Annotated in this window: 17 protein-coding genes, 1 tRNA gene and 1 pseudogene; 12 read left to right on the top strand and 7 right to left on the bottom strand. The window is 54.5% G+C overall.

The features are described from left to right. Nucleotides 1-291: 291 nt before the first annotated feature. The gene (gene ftsY, locus BMIN_RS01570) at nucleotides 292-1,683 is read right to left on the bottom strand and encodes a signal recognition particle-docking protein FtsY (RefSeq protein ID WP_026647473.1); all 1,392 of its coding nucleotides are present in this window, start codon (nucleotides 1,681-1,683) and stop codon (nucleotides 292-294) included. 185 nt (nucleotides 1,684-1,868) lie between these two features. Here ftsY and BMIN_RS01565 point away from each other — a divergent pair. The 3 genes and pseudogenes from BMIN_RS01565 to BMIN_RS01555 form a co-directional block, all read left to right on the top strand. Further along, nucleotides 1,869-2,513 (top strand): annotated as a pseudogene (locus tag BMIN_RS01565) (TetR/AcrR family transcriptional regulator); the annotation flags it as partial. Between the two features lie 520 nt (nucleotides 2,514-3,033). Further along, the gene (locus BMIN_RS01560; RefSeq protein ID WP_022861188.1) at nucleotides 3,034-4,062 is read left to right on the top strand and encodes a glycosyltransferase family 2 protein; all 1,029 of its coding nucleotides are present in this window, start codon (nucleotides 3,034-3,036) and stop codon (nucleotides 4,060-4,062) included. A gap of 75 nt (nucleotides 4,063-4,137) precedes the next feature. Further along, nucleotides 4,138-4,210, top strand: a tRNA-Lys gene (locus BMIN_RS01555). 189 nt (nucleotides 4,211-4,399) lie between these two features. Here BMIN_RS01555 and BMIN_RS01550 read toward each other — a convergent pair. From BMIN_RS01550 to BMIN_RS08685, 5 genes are all read right to left on the bottom strand, one after another. Next, nucleotides 4,400-5,050, bottom strand: a complete 651-nt coding sequence (locus BMIN_RS01550) for an ATP-binding cassette domain-containing protein (protein ID WP_022861187.1) — start codon at nucleotides 5,048-5,050, stop codon at nucleotides 4,400-4,402. 17 nt (nucleotides 5,051-5,067) lie between these two features. Then, complete coding sequence (locus BMIN_RS01545) at nucleotides 5,068-7,206, bottom strand: hypothetical protein (RefSeq protein ID WP_022861186.1); 2,139 nt, start codon at nucleotides 7,204-7,206, stop codon at nucleotides 5,068-5,070. A 24-nt stretch (nucleotides 7,207-7,230) separates the two neighbouring features. Next, a complete protein-coding gene (locus tag BMIN_RS08285) occupies nucleotides 7,231-7,533 on the bottom strand; it encodes a lactococcin 972 family bacteriocin (protein ID WP_081648006.1) in 303 nt (100 codons plus the stop codon). A gap of 156 nt (nucleotides 7,534-7,689) precedes the next feature. Then, entirely contained in the window at nucleotides 7,690-9,054 is a 1,365-nt protein-coding gene (locus tag BMIN_RS01540) for a sensor histidine kinase (protein WP_152595222.1), read from the bottom strand. Beyond that, the gene (locus tag BMIN_RS08685; protein WP_026647471.1) at nucleotides 9,027-9,722 is read right to left on the bottom strand and encodes a response regulator transcription factor; all 696 of its coding nucleotides are present in this window, start codon (nucleotides 9,720-9,722) and stop codon (nucleotides 9,027-9,029) included. Before BMIN_RS08685 ends, BMIN_RS01540 begins: the two co-directional genes overlap by 28 nt. 243 nt (nucleotides 9,723-9,965) lie before the next feature. Between BMIN_RS08685 and BMIN_RS07950 the strand changes: the two genes are divergently transcribed. The 3 genes from BMIN_RS07950 (at nucleotide 9,966) to BMIN_RS08855 (ending at nucleotide 11,967) form a co-directional block, all read left to right on the top strand. Next, the gene (locus tag BMIN_RS07950; RefSeq protein WP_022861183.1) at nucleotides 9,966-10,349 is read left to right on the top strand and encodes a cysteine hydrolase family protein; all 384 of its coding nucleotides are present in this window, start codon (nucleotides 9,966-9,968) and stop codon (nucleotides 10,347-10,349) included. Nucleotides 10,350-10,532: 183 nt separating this feature from the next. Beyond that, on the top strand, nucleotides 10,533-10,922 hold the full coding sequence (locus BMIN_RS01525; protein ID WP_022861182.1) for a hypothetical protein: 390 nt from the start codon (nucleotides 10,533-10,535) through the stop codon (nucleotides 10,920-10,922). A 670-nt stretch (nucleotides 10,923-11,592) separates the two neighbouring features. After that, nucleotides 11,593-11,967, top strand: coding sequence for a hypothetical protein (locus BMIN_RS08855; protein WP_022861181.1), 375 nt, complete (start codon nucleotides 11,593-11,595; stop codon nucleotides 11,965-11,967). A 294-nt stretch (nucleotides 11,968-12,261) separates the two neighbouring features. Here BMIN_RS08855 and BMIN_RS01515 read toward each other — a convergent pair whose 3' ends face one another. Further along, nucleotides 12,262-13,446, bottom strand: a complete 1,185-nt coding sequence (locus BMIN_RS01515) for an IS256 family transposase (protein ID WP_034886227.1) — start codon at nucleotides 13,444-13,446, stop codon at nucleotides 12,262-12,264. A gap of 311 nt (nucleotides 13,447-13,757) precedes the next feature. Between BMIN_RS01515 and BMIN_RS01510 the strand changes: the two genes are divergently transcribed. The 6 genes from BMIN_RS01510 to BMIN_RS08260 all read left to right on the top strand — a co-directional run bounded on the left by BMIN_RS01510 (nucleotide 13,758) and on the right by BMIN_RS08260 (nucleotide 21,082). After that, on the top strand, nucleotides 13,758-14,903 hold the full coding sequence (locus BMIN_RS01510) for a glycosyltransferase family 4 protein (protein ID WP_026647658.1): 1,146 nt from the start codon (nucleotides 13,758-13,760) through the stop codon (nucleotides 14,901-14,903). After that, nucleotides 14,900-16,237 (top strand): glycosyltransferase, encoded by a 1,338-nt coding sequence (locus BMIN_RS01505; protein WP_022861897.1) that lies wholly within the window; start codon nucleotides 14,900-14,902, stop codon nucleotides 16,235-16,237. The genes BMIN_RS01510 and BMIN_RS01505 overlap by 4 nt, the downstream gene beginning before the upstream one ends. Nucleotides 16,238-16,297: 60 nt before the next feature. Next, nucleotides 16,298-17,248: a capsular polysaccharide synthesis protein gene (locus tag BMIN_RS08275; protein ID WP_238565580.1), complete on the top strand. Its 951-nt coding sequence runs from the start codon at nucleotides 16,298-16,300 to the stop codon at nucleotides 17,246-17,248. 104 nt (nucleotides 17,249-17,352) lie between these two features. Further along, entirely contained in the window at nucleotides 17,353-18,141 is a 789-nt protein-coding gene (locus BMIN_RS08270) for a glycosyltransferase family 32 protein (RefSeq protein ID WP_162138773.1), read from the top strand. 74 nt (nucleotides 18,142-18,215) lie between these two features. Beyond that, nucleotides 18,216-19,220, top strand: a complete 1,005-nt coding sequence (locus tag BMIN_RS08265) for a glycosyltransferase family 2 protein (RefSeq protein WP_081648101.1) — start codon at nucleotides 18,216-18,218, stop codon at nucleotides 19,218-19,220. Between the two features lie 89 nt (nucleotides 19,221-19,309). Beyond that, nucleotides 19,310-21,082: a thiamine pyrophosphate-binding protein gene (locus BMIN_RS08260; RefSeq protein WP_162138774.1), complete on the top strand. Its 1,773-nt coding sequence runs from the start codon at nucleotides 19,310-19,312 to the stop codon at nucleotides 21,080-21,082. Nucleotides 21,083-21,084: the final 2 nt, after the last annotated feature.

The following is a 21,084-nucleotide window of genomic DNA, read 5'->3' as shown; positions in this document are numbered from 1 at the left end:
GCCCTGTCCATGGCGGACGGGGTCCCCAGTGGCCCCTTCTATCTCCTCCGCACCCATCCACGACGTGAATGAATAAGGATGCACAAGGCCAACAATGCACATGCAAAGCCACCAGAGTTTTCAAAACGTTACATCATGTTACGAACACGTTACCCGAATCACGGAAACACCTGTGAATGCCTTCGCGCACGCGGCGGAATCGGCGGAATGACGACGGACCTTCGGGAAAGGCGCATCCCTCGCGGTCGCCGAGGAGATCGGCGTGAACCGTCCGCGTCGCGGTCGACGCTTCTACGCCAGCAGGCCGTCGACGAATCCCAAGGGATTGAAAACCGCCAGGTCGTCAGGCCCCTCGCCCAATCCCACGAGCTTGACGGGAACATGCAGCTCGTTCTGGACGGACACCACGATCCCACCCTTCGCCGACCCGTCGAGCTTCGTGAGCACGACACCCGTGACGCCGATGGCCTCGGCGAAGACCCGCGCCTGCGTCAGGCCGTTCTGCCCCGTCGTGGCGTCAAGCACCAAGAGGACCTCCGCCACCGGCACGCGCTTCTCGATGACGCGACGTATCTTGCCGAGTTCATCCATGAGGTTCGCCTTGTTCTGCAGACGCCCTGCGGTGTCGACGATCAGGACGTCGGTGCCGTTGTCCAGAGCCTTCCCAGCGGCGTCGAAGGCCACGGAGGCCGGGTCGGCCCCATCCCTGTCGGACCGGACTACGGGGACGCCGACCTTCGCCCCCCATGTCTGGAGCTGGTCGGCGGCGGCCGCACGGAAGGTGTCCGCCGCGGCCATCATAACCGTCCTGCCCTCGGCCACGAGGAGCCGCGCGAGCTTTCCGGCCGTGGTGGTCTTCCCCGTGCCGTTGACGCCGACCATGATGATGACGGACGGCGAGGTGGCGTCGGGCTTGACGGCGTTGAGCCGACGGTCCGTGTCCTCGCCGACGACTTCAAGCAGCCTCGTACGAAGCGCGTCACGCACCTGGGCGGAATCGCTCGCCCCCACGACGCGCGCGTCGGATCGCAATCCCCTCACCAGGGTTTCGGTGGCCTCGGCGCCGACGTCGGCCATCAGCAACGTGTCCTCGACGTCCTCCCAATCCTCCTCCGACAGATTGTCGCGGGTGAGGATCGAGAACAGGGTGCGTCCGATGGGATTCGACGATGAGGCAAGACGGGCTCGCAGCCTCGTCCACCTGGAGGCCGAGGATTCGGGACGCTCGGCCGCAACCGGTCGGCTCCCCGGGGCATCTTGCGAACCGTCCGACGCGGAACCACTCGATGCGGAACCGTCCGGCTCCGAAGGCGCAGGCGCGGAAGGAGCGGGTTCCCGCGACTCCGGCTGGATTCCTGATGGCTCGTCCCTGAGCGAGCCCTTTATCTCTGGAGCGCGCGAAATCGGCGGCTCCGGCTGCGCGGGCGGCTCCGGCTGCGCGGGCGGCTCCGGCCGCGACGATGAAACGGACACTGTGGTCAGGGAGGACCCGGACCCGGCCGGCTCGGACCCGGCCGAAGCTCCCGTCCGGCGGGCGGAATCCCGGGCGGACGATGGGACATCGGAGACGTCGGATGCTCCCGTCCCGGGCGAATCTACCCTCCTACGGGCATGGACGGCGAAAGCGACGCCCGCGACGACCGCCACCAGCACGACCGCGATGACGGAGAGGACGATGATCATTGAGTCTGGCATACAACCAGACTAAAGGCGCAAAGGGACACGCGATCCGGCGGCCGGGCGCGGAGCCGTGCCCGCAGTCGGACAGACGGCAGAACAGATGGCAGAACAGATGGTAAAGACAAGCGACGAGACGATCCATCGACGAATCCGCGAAGTCCATCCGCCCACCGTGCCACACTGGAGGCATGGCCAACGCATCGAGGATGACATCCTATCAACGGCGCGAACAACTCATCGACGTCGGACGTTCCCTGTTCGCCTCGAAAGGCTTCGAAGCCGTGAGCGTGGAGGAGATCGCCTCCAGCGCCAAGGTGAGCAAGCCCATCGTGTACGAGCACTTCGGCGGCAAGGAAGGGCTGTACGCCGTCATCGTCGATAGGGAGATGCGATCGCTGACCGAAGCCCTGGCCGGAGCCCTGCTGGACACCGACGCCCACCCGCGCCAGATCGTGGAGCGGGCCGCGCTGGCGCTCCTTACCTATATAGAGGAGAACACCGAGGGATTCCAGATACTCGTCCGCGACTCCCCGAGCACCGACCCGGCGGGATCCTTCAGCTCGCTTCTGGGGGACGTAAGCGTCAGGGTCGAGCAGATACTCGCACAGTGGTTCCATCAGCAGCATCTGCCGGCCAAAGGCGCGCCCTACTACGCCCAGATGCTCGTGGGGCTGACCGTCTTCACCGGACAGTACTGGGCCAACCAACGCAAGGTGAGCAAGGAGCAGCTCGCGGCGCACATCGTCAATCTGGCGTGGCACGGGCTCTCCCGGCTGGAGGCCAAACCGGAGCTTCGATATGAGGGCGCGAGGGCACGAAGGCTCCAGGAAAGACGCATGGCCGAGGCGCAGAAACACGCCGCCCACGATGCCGGCAAGGACGGGGATTCCGACCACGGAGCGCCCACGGACAAGGACACCGGGACGGATACGCATGCGGCTGTGAATGCGGCGAGGGGCGCCTCCGCGGACGCGCCATCCACCACGACCCCATCCCGGGACGATGTCGCCGTCTCGGCCGCATCCACCGACACCGCAGACGCAGACGCCGACTCCGACTCCGCCACCGTCATCGACGCCGGCACCACCGTCATCACCACCGACTCCAAGACCGCCACCGGCACCGTCTCATCCGCCAATTCCCATGCCGTCGCATCGATGGGGGGAACCGGGGATCCTGTCGCCCCAACCGAGGACATGCTAGGTTAGGTCCCGATGGCCCCTCGGGAGACACGGCCTCACGAGGGCAGCGGGCAGTCCGCGCGCAGCCGCGCATGGACGACGCCACCCGCCACCGGCATCAGCCAGCCGACCGCAACGAATCCCGCATGGATCAGAAGGACGCATAAGGACAATGGATCATCCTCTTCTCACCTTCGTGATCCCCGCCTACAACATGGAGACCTATCTGGGCCGCTGCGTGGGTTCGTTGACGTCCACCGAATACACCGACCGCATCGAAGTGATCATCGTCGACGACGGATCGTCGGACGGCACCGCACACCTCGCTGACGTTCTGGCGCGCAAATTCCCCAATATCATTCGCGTCGTCCACCAGACCAACAAGGGGCACGGTGGTGCCGTCAACACGGGTATCGACCGAGCGCGCGGGCTGTACGTCAAAGTGGTGGACGCCGACGACTGGGTGGGAGCGGACTCCCTGCGCCGCGTCATAGAGACCCTCACGAAACAGGCCGAAAGCCCATCGCCGGTCGATCTGCTGGTCACGGACTACGTCTACGACAAGGTCGGCAAGCGCGTCAAACATGTCGTGCGGTTCACGAACGTGATGAAGACCAACAAGCTTCTCGGATGGAACGATCTGGGACATTTCGGCATCGCACAGTACATGATCATGCATGCGCTGACGTTCCGCACCGAGGTGGTGAGAGCGTCGGGCATGCGCCTGCCTGAGCACACCTTCTACGTGGACTTCATCTACTCGTACCAGCCCTTCCCCTGGGTGACGAGCATCATGTACCTGGACACGCCCTTCTACCATTACTTCATCGGCCGTGACGGCCAGTCCGTGCAGACCGATGTGATGATCCGCCGGGTCGACCAGCTGCGACGCGTGAACAGACTGATGACGCTTGCCACTCCTGAGAAGGGCACCGTGCCCGATGGGCTGTACCGGTACATGATCCACTTCCTTGCCATCAACAGCCTTGTCACCAGCGTGTTCCTCATCCTGTCCAAAGATCCGAAGAACTACGAGGCCAAGCAGCAGTTGTGGAAGGACATCGACGCGTTCTCACCGCGGATAGGGCACGATGTGCGGCACAAGCTCATCTCCCGGGCGATCAATCTTCCCGGACACACGGGCAGACTCATCATCCGCCGCGGATACCGGGTGGCCGAGCGCGTCGTCGGATTCAACTAGGGAACTCCATCCACGAATCGGGGCGGAAACGCTTCTGCGCGTCAACCGAGCGTTATGCTATAATCTTTCCTCGTTGCCCCTCTGGCTCAATGGTTAGAGCAGCGTCCTTTTAAGTCGTGGGTTCTCGGTTCGAATCCGAGGGGGGGCACTTTCGCCTTTCATCAACGCGAAAGAGCGCATGCCGGGAGCACCGAAGTGAAGACGACCACAAGCGATCCAACGATGACAGCCGCGATCAGCGGATCAGAGGAGAAACCCGTGAAGGGGGCATCCGCCCCCCTCGCCGCCCCTGTAGCACCCGATCAGTTCCGCTCCGGTTCACTTCTTACACTGCCGGTCACACACTGCCGGTCACAGGATGGTTGACATTGAGCGTTGTGTCGCACGCGTCGATGACGGTGTGGTCGTGCGTGGCGATGAGTATGGTGGCGCCTTGGTCTGCCATGGTTCTGAGGGTGTCGATGACCATGCTGGAGTTGGCGTCGTCGAGCGCGCCGGTCGGCTCGTCGGCCATGATGATGTCGGACTGCTTGACGATGAGGCGCGCGAGGGCCACGCGCTGCTGCTCGCCACCGGAAAGCTCATAGATGGGCCGTCGCTCATAACCGCTCAGACCTACCGTATCGAGGGCGGACGCCTGCGCGGCTTTTTTCGCTTTCGTCAGGCGGCCAGGTCCAAGGGCGATGCGCAGATTGAAGGATACGGTGGCGTTCTCGACGAGCGCGTAGTTCTGGAAGAGATAGCCCAGACGGGTTCTTCTATACCGTTGGCATGCGCCGGAGCTTATGCCGATGAGGGGCCGCCCGTCCAGATCGATGGATCCGGAAGTGGGTTTTTCCAGCAGTCCGATGCAGTTGAGCAGAGTGGTCTTGCCTGAACCTGATGGCCCGGTGATCGCGTGGAGTTGGCCTTTGTCGAAGTTCGTGTTCAGATTCGACCAGACGGTGTGATCTCCAAAGCGTTTTGAAAGGTTCGTTACGGTGATCATATTTGATTGCCCTTTCCTTATGCCACATCGGCACTATGCGCGGCGACGATGGTGTTGGCGCACCAGAAAACCGAGCCGACCAGCACACCAACGGCTCCGGTGGCAACCAGCGGTCCGGCTATGGGAATGATGAGACGCAGAACGCCGATGGCGGGACTCTCGGCGACCCCCGCGGTGGTAAGGGATCCGAGAATGGCCCAGAGCCCGATACTTACCCCGGCGACGATGAAGGTGGTCATCATCGCGTCAAAGGTGAACAGGCGTCGGAACATGGTCGGATACCGCCATCCGCTGATGCGCGCGGCGAAGATGAACTGCGCTCGGCGGCGGGTATATACCACAGCCAATCCAATGGTCGTGACCAGGGTGGCCGACAGGCCCAGCAAGACGTTGAGGATGCTGGTCGCCAGCGACAAGTGGGCAGTCGCAAGGTCCTCCGCAGCGTTTTGGGCTGCCGGACTGATGCCCAACACATCCCGGGTCAATTGCGGCCTCGCCTTCATATCTGCGATGGCCTGGCGTGTATTCATTGCCAGGATGCTTCCCCACGTCGTATATCCGTAGTAGTCACCATCAGGGAGGAAAGGCGTATTCGTGGGCAGAACAACCAGGATCGGGTCGTGGATTACCGACTCGGGCTGATACGCTCCCGGGAGTGTGCGAATATCGGCAGCGGTGTAAGTGAAACGCTTCTGCCCTGCCGGCGCGGTGACCACGTCGATGCTGGGTTTAGCGTTGCGATCGGTTGTGCTGTACTGCCCGCGCGAGTCCATATCCTTGGCGATCACGTCGATTATCTGCGCTTTCTCGTCCATATAGGACTCGGGAATCACGATTGTTACCCCCGTGCTCTGGCGAGGAGCGTGAATTCTTTGGCCATGGGTATCGGTTACCTTCTGCAGACGCAGGTAGGCGTCATTTACGTAGAGGACGTCGTGGGGCTGACCATGGAGGGTCAGGTCTTTGTTGTTGCTCATGCCGGATCCGGGATTGGCGACCGATATGAGCAGTTTTCCCTGCTCGTTCAGATCCTTTTCCCATGTTCCGACCCGCTTAACGGTTGCTTTCATGTCAGACTGGCCGTCGGCGGAGAAGGTTCCTCCACCCAAAGAGATTTTGCCGAGCTGGGTCGCCCCCGACCATAGGTCGTAGCGTTGCTGCGCTTTGACCAGTGTCACCGTGTCGTTGACCGCGAGGGCGCAAACGACGAACACCATGAACAATGACAGGATTCTCACCACATATACGCAGGCCAGCATCCAACGTGATGATCCCGCTCCTTTTAGAGCCTGTTGGAGAGATGAATGCCACACCACCACCAGCGTCAGTGCGTGCGTGGCCAAGGCGAGCAGTGCCCCCATGCATGTCGCGGCCAGCCACAGCAACAGCCATACGCCCAATTGATGCCAATGATTGTAAAAGAAGGAGCCCACGACGGCCAGAACGGCCAGAACGCCCAGTGATTGTAGGTAGAACTTACCCAACGCCGACAAATCGAATGCAAGAGCCTCGCAGCGTCTTCGCCCTTGGAGACGCTGAACCGCGTAGCCACGATTATTGGCAGCCGTGCCCACGGCCACCAGCGCAACGAGGAGAACCAGCACCGTGAGCGGCGCCGCCAGCAGAGACATTCCGCCGGTGCCCAATAACCCGAGCACTACGCTGGGCTCGATGACGCTCTGGAAACTCGCGGTGGTGAAGCCGAAACCGTTCAGAAGCCGCATCAAACCTCTGGCGTCCGCTTCTGAACCGCTGGTGAAATACTCGCCTGAAGGACTGGTGTCAGCCGACTCATCTTCAGTATGGATGCGGTATGAGATCGAAGGGTTGAAGCTACGATAACCGTCTTTCAACCACTGCCTGACAAAAGAGCCCCCAGACGATGCCACCACGTAGATGTGCGATATCGTCTGGGGCTTGTCAGGATCGGCGACACGTCGAACCACATCGATCCCGTGGTCGTGGCCATAAGAGCCGATCGCTTTGTTCACTTGGGTCACCGGAACCTGCCCGGAGGTTTCACCATCGAGTATTTCAATATGCCAGGCAGGACCCACGGGAGCGTACTTCTCATAGGAGAACAGCACAAAGAAACTCAGCAATCCCGAGAAGATGCAGACTATGACACAAGAAAGACGAAGACTCTTATTGAGCACGATACTGGACCATTCTATATGGAGTCACAAGAAGTTGTAATACGAGGAACCGTGTGTCCATGGCATTTTGTACAAACTTGCGAATGACGTTCTTCCCGCAGCCGTGTCACCGGAGTAGACCCTGTCGCTGCCTGCCACAGCAGTTGACCCATGGCGCCGGCTCGGATGAGTGTAGTTAGACCAAACGTTAATGGTGTTCGATCCATAATCCCACGATCCACCATCCACGTTCACAACTGCAGCCATCGCCACTCCGGCAAAAGAAGCCGTTAAACCGATAGTAGCTACTGTGGAAGCAACCACCTTACCTAATTTGTTCATAATCATCAATCTCCTTTCAGCTCTGTATCATTTGTTATTGGTTGCGATCTGACAGACGGACAAAACGTCTGTCAGATGTAAAAATAAGACGCTTGAGAAAAGCTCTGCAAGCCTTTGCCGTACGTGGTGCGGCAAAGGGAAGCGCAACCGTTCTCGCTGTCCTTATAATTCCGGTGGTAATAAAGGGATTTGATTTGAAGGGATTGCCATGGCTAGTGTGGCGCGTGTTGTCGCCGGACTGTTGGTCAGTGCCGCGGTTGTGGCTCCGCCTTCCGCCGGGACCGTTTCAGAAGCTTCGTCCTTGGCTTGGGGTGGGGCCTCGCAGTCTCTGGTGGTGACCTGTAACGGTCGGATCCATTGGCCGTGGTGCTCTTGGGGCAAATGATCCGCCAGTGCATCGGGGTGGGGGATGGTGATGGTCATGGTCCATTGGTGATCGTCCTGACTCACATCCAGGTTCCCTCGTAGTTGCGCAGCCCACCGACGGCATCGTGTGATGCCCGTGCCCTCATGCCCATCATGGCGTGGCATGTCGGCGGGCGAGTCCGCGACCGAGATGACGAGTCGACCACCATCGTCCGTCAGGCTGACGCAGTAGCCGTCGCCCGGGTCGGCGTGTTTGAGGATGTTGCCGTAGATTTCATCGATCATGCCGGTGAGGGATTCCGCGGCCTGCCGGCCCATCCAAGCCAGATCGGTGTGCTCATCCAACAGCGAACCACCCGTGAAACCGGCTTGGGCGAGTTTGCGATCCCACGAGGAAAAAAGACGGGGCAGCCGTTCCTCTTGATGGGAATCGGATGACGTGTCGGCATTGCCGGGTGTGCTGACGGCGAGTTCGTCGATAACCTGGTGCACTTTGCCTAGGGCGGAAGAGAGCACGTTCCGGGCTTGTTCGATCTGATCGGAAGTCAGCTTATCGCCCGCGAGCACCCGGTCGAGATAGACGAGGTCGTTGGCCACGGAATTGTGCAACCGGTCGGCCACCCGCAAGGCATTGCGCTGGTACGTCTGGCTGGCCCTGCGCCGCTCGCGCCGCGTTCGGCGTTGATACGAACCCCAAACGATTCCAGCGCCCACGGCGAGCATGAAGAAGCCAAACTGGATGAAGATCGCATCGATCGGCATGTGCGTCGTGCCGCCTCGAGAGAGTGCGGGAAGATAGCCTGTCAAGGCGATCAGAGCGGCGAGCACCCCTTGGACGGCGCCGATGCATCCGAGAATCAGCAGCGTCGCCAATAGGGGAGGAACGACACTGGTGGTCATCACCGGGAATGGCAGGATCTGCAGGACCAGCCACAGGAACACGACCAGCCAGGCAAGGTCGCTGCGCAACGCGACGCCCAGGCATGCCAATGTCATCAGCAACGTCACCACCAGCGACGGCCATCCGGACTGTCCCCACGCATACATAACAGCGGACTCCGCCATCAACGGCAGACATGCCACGGCCGGCAGCCAGCGGGCCAACCGTAAGACGCCGTTGGCGTATTGTCCATTCATGGCAGCAGGTGCTTGCGTATGCATAACGCCACCGCCTCCGTCCTGTTGCGCGCGCCGAGCTTGACCGTAGCCCTATGCTCGTAAGATGCCAACGTGCTTCTGGTGATGTCGAGACGATCCATCGTCTCACTGGAGTTCAGCCCCCGCGAAAAACATCCCAGCACCTCCAGCTCGCGGTGTGAGAGCGTTCTCCTGCCCACGGGCGTGGGTTGCTCCGACGATTGCCGAGCCTCGCACGAGGACGGGTTTGCCCTACCCGCGGGCGTGGGCCCACTCCCGTTCTCCTCTTGCGTCGGAGGCCCGCCATGCGCGGCGTCTTCGTCGAGGATGCGGACGACGAGATCGTCCAACCGCGCTTTGCTGACAACCGCCTCCATGCCGCTTTCCCGCGCATCGTCGAGGTAAACATCCGTACGGTAGGCCGTCACCCCGATCACGCGGATCGGACCGGACAGCTGCTTCACCTTCGCGCACACGCTTGTTCCGCTGATGCCCTCCAAGGCCATGTCCGTCACCAGCACGTCCGGACGGGTCGCGGCCGATAGACACGATTGAACCGCCACGGCCGGGCTGCTAGCCAGCCACAACAGATCGATGTCGTCTCGGTCATGCAACACTGCACGGAACATGCGCAACGCCAGCGGGTCGTTGTCCAGCACCCCCACGCCGACCGCACTCAAGCCATCCTTCATACCTAGCATCCTACAAACAGCCGAACACGAGCACGAGCCCCTAGTCGCGCCGCATGCGATCATTGCCGGAGAGTCCTGAAGAAGAAGCGCCATCCAAGGTACCCCCAGAGCCGACATCGCGCGGATCAAGCACGCTAACCATCCAGAAAACACGCGTTCCCACATTGCGGCAGATGCGATCCAGTCATACTGGTAGTCAGATGACGCGGCGGACATGCCGCCGCAAGAGGCGGAAGGAATCACATGGATGCCCTGTTGGTGGTAGACGTGCAGGAAGACTACATCGGCGAAGGAAGAAACGATCGGCGTTTCTTCTACCACAGTGGAAGATACACTCCCCAACTCGCCAAGGGGCTCGATGTCGTCTCGGGAAATATCTTTGTCAAGCAGCATGCCAACTGCTTCTCCAACACGGAACTGGCACGCTTCCTGCGCGACAACAACGTCACCGGATTGGAACTGGTGGGGATCGATGGCAACTATTGCGTGGCCGCGTCGGCCCGCGCAGGCAAGAGGAACGGTTTCTCAGTGCTGCTGGACCAGAAATGCGTCGAAGCAGCCAAAGCAGGTCGTTTCACAAGGACCGTCGACGGTCTGCGGCATGCCGGCATCACGGTTGTGCGATGACACGAATCAGGTCAGTCGCGAACCACCGGCGGAGGTTCCATCAAGGTGGATGACCCCATCGACGACGTTGTCCGAACCGCGGACACTGCTGACCATTGCCGGGTTGACACTAGGCGCCCTGAGCTGGCTGGTCTTTGGCATCCTGCGGAAGGTGCTGCATATCCTGGCAGGGTCGCAGAAACGGTGTCACCACCCGACCACCAGCTGGACGACCCTGAGCGGAGCGCCGAGGCCGTCGCACAGGCGATGAACACGACCGGGCCGGCCGCCGCATCCGGGGGCAACCATGCCGTCTCCGTGGCCGTCGGGCCGGACGCCCTGCCGTTCGCCGCGCATGCGGCCAGGCCGTTGGTGCGCACCGGCGGGATGCTCGGCGCATGGGGTGCGAACAAGGTCGCGGACGCGCAGGTCAAGCGTCGGCAGCGGCAGCTGGATCAGGCGCTGACTGATCAGATGGACGCGGCCGCCGACCACCGCAGCGATGAGACCGAGCTGGCGGCCGAGGCGCGCGCCGAGGAGGAGCATTACGAGCGGCTGTTCGACGAGCAGGAGCGGCAGGGCAAAGTCGTCTAACAATCCAAGGCACGCGTATTGACATCTTCGTCAGCGAAATTGACCACGAACAGCGCTGTCCCTTTTTTAGGGGACAGCGCTTGGACTTCGACCGGATTGCTGTCTATCACAGGGATTGCCAACTTTCAATGAGAGGAGGCCGTAGATATGGCGAAGAAGTGAATCATGATAAATGATTCAGGAACGTATGCACTTCTCCTCCCATGCAGTCAACAAGACGGAGACAGGAGAGTACAGAATGGCAATGGAACAGTAAATAACTCGAATATGGTTCCCCGAATAATCGCAGTTCATGCGCGCTCTCGGTTGAATGGATAGTGTTCGAGATTGATCAATGAGATCAATCTCCCATAGGTAGTTCGTTTCACCAATGTCCATGAATGGCGATGGCAGATTAGGGTTCTCGACATCATTACCAGCAATGTTTTCATACACAATCTGTAAAGAGAAAACCGCAATGCTATGAAAAATGGCGACTACCTTTTTTCTGATTCCAAGGCCAACGCCGTCAAAGAATACAAGAAGGTTTCCTGGGGTGTTCTACAATACAAGTACAATTAATTACGAGCGACACATGGATAAGTCATCTGCCAACGAGTCGTCACGCAGTCCACAGATTGGAGCGCAATCTTCGTCGGGAAGGCGCAGGTGGTGGAGACTTATTCTTTACATGTTGGGTGTGGCGCTTGTTGCATACTGTGCATGCGATGGCGTGTTCTCGCTGATGCTCACCAAGGCGGAGAGCGAATACACCACCGCAGAGATCCTGTATGGCACCACGCTGGAGACCGCGACCAGAGTGAGCAGTTTACCCTCGTCAGCCTTTCCCAATCGGACAGTATGGACTGAAACCAGAAGGCAGAATCCTTTCCCCACGCAAAGCCGAATCTGGTATCCGACGGATGGCGGTAGCCCCAGTTTCCTGATGTGGGAAACGATCGCCACGTATCGGCAGGTCAGGGCGGACACCGTGCAGATGCAACAGGATAGCGAAGACTTATCCAACTATTCTGCCGTAGTGCTCACATACGTCCGAACTGACTAGCCGACTGCAAACCCTTACCAACCGTGACTACGCCTGCGCGTGACACGACTAATATCCATCTGACTCCGCTCGACATCATGCGTACCGAGCAGAGTTTACAGGGTTATAGGTCATAAGGGGGTTGGGACTGTTTTCTGGTCGAAATTGGAGGATCAGATGAAGGTCATGTACTCGGTTGAGCAGAAACGGGTGGCGGTTGCCACGTATCGTCGGTATAAGTCCTATGTCAGGACGTTGCGTTTGGTAGTGCCCGGGTTCTTGCGCACTTTGGTTCTTGCCCGCCTGTGTGGGTTTTCAGTTCGCTTCCTGTATGGTGTCCTGGAGGCGGGACATGTCCAGGTAGCGGCGTGTGGACCAGTCGTTGGCGGTGACGTATCTGATTCTGGCGGTGATGAGCATCAAGGCTGATTTGCCGTCGGGGAATGCGCCCACGACACGGGTCCTTCTGCGGATCTCGCGGTTCAATCGTTCGATCATGTTGTTCGTGCGGATCCGCCGGCGGTGCTCACGAGGATAATCGTCGAGCAGGTAGGTGGTGGTCTCGCCGATCCCCTCCCGCAGACACGTGGCGGCCTGGTTGAGTTTCCTCTGCTCCATCTCGGTGGCGACGCTTTCGGCCTTGGCCAAGGCGGCCTGACGGGTTTCCGAAGCGAAGATGGCTTTCAGCGCGTCGGCGGCCCACCGGCTGTGACGACGCGAGACCTTCGAGAGGATGTTGCGCATGAAATGCACCATGCACCGCTGGTAGCGCGCCCTGGGCAGCAGTTCGCCGACCGTCGAGACCAAACCGGCGCACCGGTCACCCACCACGAGGCGCACACCCGTCAATCCGCGTGCGATCAGACTGGTGATGAAATTCTGCCAACTGACGGCATCCTCCTTCATGCCCTCCGCCACGCCGACCACCTCCCGGTGCCCGTCCAGCCCGACGCCGATCGCGACCAGCATGCTCACGTTCTCGACCGCCCCGCCCCAGGAACGCTGATGCCACACGCCATCCATGAACACATACGGGTATGGCTGCGACAACGGCCGGGTACGCCACTGATCGATCTGGGAATACACCTTCTTCAGCTGGTCCGACAAGGTCTGCGAAGGCATTCTCTCACCCCACAGCGCCTGGGATATATCATCCACGCGGCGCGTGGAGACACCGGCCAAGTACATCTCAATCAGTGCCTCCTCGACTGATTCCTCGCGCCGCCGATACCGTTCGATGACCGCCGACTCGAAAAGCGCGCCCTTCAACTTCGGCACCTTCACCGAAAGCTTGCCCGCCTTGACCGTCAAGTCACGCCGGTAATGGCCCGCACGATACGCCTTCCTCGTATCCGATCGTTCATAACGTCCCGCCCCCGTAAGATCATCCGCCTCAGCGTCGAGCATCCTGTTGAGGATCTGGGTAACCTTCTGCGTGACCATCCGATCCAGCTCGGTCTCGAACAAGGGTTGATCCACCTGTAAAATGTGCTTGGGCATAGCCCGCACCTGCTTTCCAATCGGTTTTCATATTCAGCGATTGAAAATCGTACACACAGGACGGGCTACGCTCCCACAACCTCAAAACTGCGCAAGAAACCGGACGTTATCTACTGCATCACTGCTATTGCACTAACTGTCGTCAACAATGCCCCCGTCTATAGGCAATGAAAGAATGTAAAAGATGTATGTGCAGAGGAGGAGGTTACCTGCGTTCAGCAATGTTGATAAGCGCTTTCATATTGGTTATTCCTATTCTGCTTCTTTTAAAGAAGGTCTCGCGCGATAGATTTATGGAGCTTGTTCAAAATATGAGAATTGCATTTATCGGGCATAAGCGTATACCTTCTCGTGAGGGCGGTGTTGAAATCGTGGTCGATGAGCTGTCTACGCGTATGTCGGCACGGGGGAATCGGGTTGTAGTATACAATCGCAAAGGTCATAATGTGGCAGGAGCCGAATTCGACGATGTCGTCAATGCTTCGGACAAACCATTCTCCTATCAGGGTGTTCATGTCGTTCCCGTAACCACATTCGATGCCAAGGGTATGGCCGCGCTGTCCTCATCCTTCTTCGCCACGTTGAAGGCGATTGCAGCGAAGCCGGATGTGATTCACTACCATGCCGAAGGGCCGTGTGTGATGCTCCGACTGGCGCATTGGGCGGGAATTCGTACCGTTGCCACTATCCATGGCCTCGACTGGCAGCGTGCCAAGTGGGGAAGGTTCGCCTCCACGTATTTGAAGTTCGGCGAACGTACCGCGGCCAAGTGCGCGGACGAGGTCATTGTGCTCAGCCGGAACATGCAGGAATACTTCAAGAACACGTATGAGCGTGATACCCGGTTCATTCCCAACGGCATAGAACGCAAACAGCTGGTTACGGCACAGGAAATCACCAGCGAATATGGTTTGCACAAGGATGACTACATCCTGTTCCTTGGTCGTATCGTTCCAGAAAAAGGCGTGCACTATCTGATCGACGCGTTCGGCAAGCTCGATACGGATAAGAAGCTGGTTATTGCTGGTGGGTCTTCCGATTCAACGGAATACTATGAGCAGGTTAAACAGATGGCGGCGCAGGACCCGCGTATCATACTGACCGGCTTTGTACAGGGGCGTATGCTGCAGGAGTTGTATAGCAACGCGTATATCTATGTGCTGCCGAGTGATCTTGAGGGTATGCCCATGAGTCTGCTCGAGGCGATGAGCTATGGCAATTGCTGCCTGACTTCGGATATCGCCGAATGTACGGAAGTGGTGGAGGATAAGGCTGCCTCCTTCGCGCATGGTTCCGCGGATGCGTTGTACAAGGCATTGAATGAACTGATCCGACATCCTCAGAAAGTCCAGAAGTATAAGAATGAGGCCGCTGATTTCATTACCGGCAAATACAGCTGGGACTCGGTAGTGGATCAGACTCTGGCTTTGTACAAGGGTGAGAAGGTCGGTGAATGATGCGCATTCTGCTGGTCAACAAGTACTTCTACCGCAAGGGCGGCGCCGAAACATATTTCTTTGCCTTGGCCGAAGGCTTGAAGGCGCTTGGCCATGAGGTGGCGTTCTTCTCCATGAAGCATCCCAATAACGAACCAAGTCGTTGGAGCAAGTATTTTGTCTCTGAAAAGGATTATGTGGGGGAGATCTCCGCATTCAAGAAGGTGCAGGAAGCCTCCACGCTGATTTACTCTTTTGAGGCGAAGCGCAAGTTCGAGGCGTTGCTGGAGGAGTTCAAGCCGGACGTCATCCATATGAATAACGTGCACCGCCAGCTTACGCTGTCGATTCTAGATGCTCCATATCTGAAGAAGCACCATGTGCCGGTGGTTTACACGGCGCATGACTATATTCTGCTGTGCCCGGCCTACACCATGGTGAACGGTAGGGGAGAGGTCTGCGACGCTTGCCTGGACAGACATTTCATGCATGCCACCAAAAACATATGCGTGAAGGGGTCCCGCGCGAAGAGCGCCTTGGCCACCATGGAAGCGGAATTCCTGAAATTCCACCATTCATATGACAAAATCGATCTGATCATCGCGCCTTCGAAATTCATGAAGAGTAAGCTCGATGAGGGAGGCTTTGCCGGCAAGACCGTCGCGATGCAGAACTTCCTGACCGATTCGCAGATGGCGATGGGCGCCCGGGTGGCGAATACGCATAAATTCGAGGATACGAAGGCCGGAGCAAGACCGTATTTCCTGTTCTTCGGTCGCCTTTCCAAGGAGAAGGGCGTTCTCACCTTGGTGAAAGCATTTATGCAGGCTGCGGGACTCGCTCAGGGGAGTGCCAATGCGCAAAGCGATGATCAAGATGCCCAAGTGATTCCTGATGTATGGGATCTGCACATTGTGGGTGACGGACCGGAACGCGGTGCCATTGAACAGCTGATAGCCTCGGCTGGCCCGCAGGCCGTCTCGCGTATTCATCTGCTGGGATACAAGAGCGGCGAGGATCTGCAACGAGAGGTCGGCAATGCCCGCTTCACCGTGCTGAGCTCCGAATGGCGTGAGAACATGCCGTATTCCGGTTTGGAATCCTTGGCTGCCCAGACCCCGATTATCGGTGCCAGGATCGGTGGCATTCCGGAATTGGTGGAGGAAGGCAAGACAGGGGTCACGTTTGAATCGGGGGATGCTGTGGATTTGCTGAACAGTATGCGCAAATGTTCTGCAGTTAGTGCCTCGAGCTATTCATCCATGCAGCGGTTCTGCCGTGAATATGTCAATGCAAGATGTCTGCAAAATAAGTATGCATTGACATTGATTGATTTATACGAGAGGGTGATTTAGTGATGACGAAGAAACATAATAATCTTGGCCGGATTGTTCATCGAGCCTCAGAAGAAATGTATGCAACGAAAAAAAATTGCTGAAGTGACTTCGTGGCCTGAAGCAATTAATACTTTTCGTGCGAAATTAGACATTCAGGTAATGAATCACAATGGATATAAGGAATCGGACGCGGTCAAGAAGCGGTTGCTTCGTAAGCACGAAACGGTTCTCAAGTATCTTGAGAACAAGTTCGGTGATTTTTATGCTGCATACGACTACCGGGCACCTCTTCCAGAGGTTGATCTGGCGTTAAAGAATAAAATCTGGATGTGCTGGTGGCAGGGGCTGGATAATGCTCCGGAAATCGTAAAGGCCTGCGTTGACTCTGTTCGGCGTAATGCAGGAAATCGGGAAGTAATTATAATTACTGACAAGAATGTGCGGGAATATGTTTCTTTTCCCCAGTGTATTCGGAGACGATATAACGAAGGAAGTCTATCTAAGACGCATATTTCGGATTTTCTTCGGCTAGAGCTTCTTTCACGATATGGTGGCTTGTGGTTGGATGCCACTTTTTTCTGTGCAGGTTCGCTAGATAAATCTTTATACTCTGCTCCTCTGTTTTCTATTAAAAGACCCGACTATTTCCATGCATCAGTCGCGGGAGGCATGTTTGCTAATTATTCATTAGGCTGTGATAATGAGCATAGACGTGTATTCGCCACAATTCGTGATTACTTCCTCAAGTATTGGGAAGAAGAGCAATTCCTTGTAGATTATTTGTTGACTGATTATCTCATCGTTCTTGCTCAGAGACATGACTCATACATAGATCAAGCTTTTAAGCAGATTAAGCCAAATAATCCGATGTGTGATGAATTATTTAAGGTGCTTGATGAGCCATATGATGCGTTGAAATGGAAAGCGTTGACAAAAGACACCGATCTTTTCAAGTTGACTTGGAAACAACAGTTTAAGACATCTTCTAATCATCAAGAGACTTTTTTGGGAAAAATTTTCAAACAATAAAAAATGTTCAGATGTTCGCAGAATCAATTTTATTGTTTGATAAGTGTTAATAATAAACCTGTAATACAAAGAGCTTCCCTATTAGGATTTTTGATGAGGTAATCGTGGAAAAAATTATACACTATTGCTGGTTTGGACGGAACAAGCTTTCGCAGCATGCCTTAGATGTAATTGAGACATGGAAGAAGTATGCTCCTGGATATGAAATCAAATGCTGGAATGAAGATAATTTCAATGTAAATGACCATCCGTTTACAAAAGCGGCTTATGAATCAGGGAGGATGGCTTTCGTAAGTGATTACGTCAGATTCTGGGCTGTATATAACTACGGTGGAATTTATATGGATCTTGGAAGTGAGCTAATTAAAGATATAAGAGGTCTTGTTGCTTCCTATAAGTGTATTTCTGCAATCGAAAAGAGCACATGCACTGTTAATAGCGGACTTTTTCTGTCGTGCAAAAAGCATGATTCTTTGGCTGGAGAAGTGCTTTCAAAATACGATGCATTAGAGTATGTGGATTCTGATGACTTCAGATCAAAGCATACTGTTAATGAAATGTTTACGCAGCTTCTAATGGAAAAAGGGTTCCAAAAAAAGGATGAGAAGCAGTCCATTGGAAAATGGACGATATTGCCCTCCGATTGCTTCAACCCGCTTTACGGTATAGGAGGGTTTCATATTAAGAAGAATACATATAGTATTCATCAATATACCGCTTCATGGCGAGAGCCGAAAGAAAGATACAGGGATCAATTGACCCATCGTCTTGCCTTTTATGTGGGACATCGTACTGGAGAGGTGCTGTCTAGGTTAATTACAGAGTTTAGGTTTGAGGACATGGACGATGCTTTTAAGAATCTATTCTCTAAGCTAGCTAATCATCATCGGTAAGCTTTTTGCCCGGCATCTTGGAACTTATATGAATAATGTTCTTCTCATATCTCTATTGAAGTAAGGAATATGTAATGCTAACAAAAAGTGTTCCTCAAGTCTCAGTCATTATTCCTGCATATAATGCGGAAAAATATATTGAAGAATGTGTTCTAAGTGTTCTGAAGCAGAACTATCAAAATTTAGAGATAATTGTCGTAAATGATGGTTCATCAGATTCGACTCTGTCTATTTTGATGAATATGCAGAAACGCTTTCCCTCAGTGCTTGTTTTCTCTAAAGATAATGAGGGTGTTTCTGCGGCGAGAAATTTTGGGATTAGCAAAGCGCACGGGAAGTATGTTTTACTCCTTGACTCGGATGATGCATATTTGCCTGATTCCGTGTCTTTGCTGATTGAAACGGCTGAACGAAATAAAGCTCAGATGGTGTCTTTCAATTTTGAGACGTTATTCCCAGATGGCTCCATAGGGGAAAGGCCGGTCGAGTATTCTTTTCCGGATGTAAAAACAAGTACTGGGCATGAGTGCGTTGAGTATATTTATGCTGAGCATATAGGTTATTTTTCCTGGGCTTTTATGTATAATCGGCAGTTTCTTGTTGATTTGCATATTTTGTATCCTCAGGGGTTTGCTCTTCTTGAAGATGCTCTCTTTTTGAATAAGATTCTGCGACAATGCAGCCGTGTTGCTTATGTGAGCAAGCCTTGTTACAGATATCGTATTACTGAAGGGTCTCTTTCTAAAAGGACCTCGCTCGCAACGGTTGATGGTGCTTTCAAATCGTTGTCCGAGATTCAGCGAATAGCGCATTCGGAAGGTCCTTCCGTTAAATTTGATGCACATATTGTGCGCCTATATTTGTATATATATATTCTCTTAATAGATTGTCCGGCATCAGAGGAAAAAAGGAGGTTACGTCATTCAATACGGAAAAAGATACTAGAGACTTGTTCGATGCGTGCTTATCATAATCTCAGCCTTTCCAATAAATTTCAATTTATATTATTAAGGATTCACGCATTAGACAATGTGTATAATATAAAACGTGACATTAAACTTTTTATGAAGAAATTATGAATCTATCTATGCAGGTATAATCTATGTATACTTATATTGAATATTTTCTAATATAAGTTATTTTGAAATGAATTAAAATGGAGGTTTTTATGGCGAAATATTCTGATGCGCGTAATGTGCAGATAGTTATTGCTTTGTTGAAGAAATACGGAATCAGGAATGTGATTGCATCTCCGGGCAATACAAATGTTCCATTTGTGTATAGTGTACAAAACGACTCTTTTTTCAGAGTGTTTTCTGCTTTTGACGAGCGTTCTGCAGCATATATGGCATGCGGCCTTGCCGGCGAATCAGGAGAACCGGTCGTGCTTTCATGTACGGGTGCCACGGCTTCTCGTGACTATATGCCAGGTTTGACTGAAGCTTTTTATCGGAAACTTCCTGTTCTTGCCCTCACTTCTATGCATTTCACTGAAGACATTGGCAATCTGTCTACGCAAATTCTTGATCGTTCGGTTATTCCGAATGATGTTGCTCGTTATCATACTTCGCTCGAGATGATTGAGAACGAAAGAATGGCCAGGGACGAGGAACTACGTGTCAATATTGCTTTATCTGAGCTTACTCGTGATGGTGGTGGCCCAGTAGCAGTGCAACTTATCACTGACGGCAACTACACGTTCGGTGCTTCTTCTCTGCCGGAAGTGCAGAAAATTAATCGATTCCTTCCGGAAGGAGTTGATGAATGGCCGAAATTGTCCTCAAAGAGTAAAGTTGCCGTGCTTCTTGGAGCTCATCGCACTTTCAGCGCTGCGGAGACCGAAGCATTAGAGCATTTTATTGAAACGCACAACGCAGTAGTCTTTTCCGACGTCTCAAGCGGTTATCGTGGTAAGTTCTCATTTGGCTCAGCGCTTTCTTGCATTCAATTGCAGAATAATCCTGTGCGTTCTGCATTTAACCCTGATCTCGTTATACATTTGGGTGAGATGACGGGGGATTACAATACCATGGGCTTTCTGACTGGAACTCATTGCCCTGTTTGGAGGGTGTCTCCGGATGGGGAGTTCCGTCAGCATTTTGCTAAACTCAAAAATGTATTTCAATGCACAATTGAATTTTTCCTTTCTCACTATATAGAGAATGAATCTGTCGAATCAGAGTATCGTTCTTTATGGCGTAAATACGATGCTCAGCTTCGAAAGAATATGCCGGAATTTCCGTTCTCAAATATCTGGATAGCTCAGCAGCTATCTCCTGTGATTCCTGATGGGTCGGTTGTCCATCCAGCAATTTTGAGCTCGTTGTCAAGCTGGGATTATTTCCCAATGACGAAGAATATCCATTCGAGTGCGAACGTTGGCGGATTTGGTATTGATGGGTGTATGTCGACATTGATTGGAGCGAGCTTTGCTACGAGTAAACTTTGTTTCTGCATCACTGGAGATCTGGCTTTCTTTTATGATATGAATTCATTGGGGTGTAGAGAAATTGGTCCGAATGTTCGCATACTTCTAATCAATAATAACCTTGGAATGACCTTTAAATTGTCTAATCATGTAGGCAGTCGGATTGGTAAACCTGCTGATTCGTTTATTGCGGCGGCTGGACATAACATCTCTACAAAAGGTATTGATAAGAAACATTCGTCTGCGCGTGCGTGGGCGGAATCTCTTGGATTCGAATACTTATGTGCATCATCGAAAGACGAATTCAAAGCAATTAAAGAGCGCTTTGTATCGCAGGATGCAAAGAAGCCTATCCTATTTGAATGTTTTACATGCGAAGAAGATGAGAGAAATGCGAGAGATTTCATCGATTCCATTGATAATCGCGTTGACCCAAAAACAAGGATTAAAAATATAGCTAAAACAGTACTACCGAAAACAGTGATTGATTCGCTAAAAGCCATTAGACACTAATT

Origin of the sequence: Bifidobacterium minimum (assembly GCF_000741645.1) — a bacterium.
Classification (GTDB): Bacteria; Actinomycetota; Actinomycetes; order Actinomycetales; family Bifidobacteriaceae; genus Bifidobacterium; species Bifidobacterium minimum.
This window is presented reverse-complemented; position numbering and strand designations above follow the sequence as displayed.